At 38.9% G+C, this 1,154-nt stretch carries 3 protein-coding genes; all 3 read left to right on the top strand.

The genetic code is table 11. The features are described from left to right. A partial coding sequence (locus F6K49_RS51400; RefSeq protein WP_293110665.1) for a response regulator occupies positions 1-369 on the top strand: 369 nt, incomplete at its 5' end. Positions 370-473: 104 nt separating this feature from the next. Continuing rightward, entirely contained in the window at positions 474-839 is a 366-nt protein-coding gene (locus F6K49_RS51395) for a response regulator (RefSeq protein ID WP_293110663.1), read from the top strand. A 33-nt stretch (positions 840-872) separates the two neighbouring features. Further along, positions 873-1,154: chemotaxis protein CheW (locus tag F6K49_RS51390; protein ID WP_293110661.1), on the top strand; the 282-nt coding region annotated here is incomplete at its 3' end.

Raw genomic sequence — 1,154 nt, 5'->3', positions numbered from 1 at the left:
CCTTTGATTGCCTGCGTGGATGATAGTCCCCTGATCTGCCAAAGCATGGAAAAAATTCTTACCTCAGAAGGCTATCGCTTTGTGGCTATTAATGATGCACTTAGGGCGATCGCTACTTTGTTAGCTACTAAGCCAGAGTTGATATTTTTAGATCTGGTCATGCCAAATGCTAATGGTTATGAAATTTGTGGTCAATTGCGTAGGCTCTCCTTTTTCCGCAATACTCCGATCGTGATTTTGACCGGTAACGACGGCATCATCGACCGTGTGAGAGCTAAGATGGTTGGCTCCTCAGATTTCATGAGTAAACCCATCAATCCTGAAGAGGTATTGAGAGTTATCATTAAACATCTTAAACAAATTATTTAGAATTTACTAGATAGATAGCCGAAATTTAAGTATTTACAAAAAAAACGTTTAAACACTTGCTTATCTGCTTATAATTTTATAGTTATTTAAAAAATCGGAGAAAAATGGTTACCGCATTAATTGTTGAAGATTCATTAACAGATCTAGAAATCTTCAGAGGTTATCTCAAGCAAAATGGATTTAATGTATTAACTGCCAATAATGGCTCAGAAGCCCTAGAAAAAATTAGCAGTAATCAGCTTGATTTGATTGTCCTTGATGTTGTCCTTCCAGATCGCAGTGGTTTTGAAATTTGTCGAACCCTTAAAAATGAAGCTAATACAAGCCAAATTCCTGTGATAATATGCTCCACCAAAGATACTGAAATGGATAAATTTTGGGCGTTGAAGCAGGGAGCAGATGCTTACCTGTATAAGCCTGTTGATCACGAAGAACTCCTAAAAATCATTAACCAACTGGTCAAGGGTTAAATCTGACTGAGATATAAAAAAAGAGAGATCATCATGGTGTCCAAGTTTATCCCAGCTTCAGCTTCCCCATCATCAGCAACAGAAACTGCTGCCAATGAAATTAGACAGCAGTTTCTGCGGTTTCATCTAGTACCTGATACTACTGCTTTAATGCCAATTAATCAGCTGACTGAAGTGCTGACTATTGGTGTTGGTCAAATTATTCCAATTGCCCATATGCCACCTTGGGTGATGGGTGTTTACAACTGGCGGGGTGAAGTTCTTTGGATGGTTGACCTCGGACACATTGTGGGATTAACTCCTTGGCATCAGCAA

The sequence above is a fragment of the Moorena sp. SIO3I6 genome, assembly GCF_010672095.1.
Note: the sequence above shows the minus strand (reverse complement) of the source record. Positions and strands in the feature narration are given on the sequence as shown.

Coding starts and splice junctions, on each gene's coding strand:
- F6K49_RS51395 (WP_293110663.1), top strand. CDS start 474: ATGGTTACCGCATTAATTGTTGAAGATTCATTAACAGATCTAGAAATC.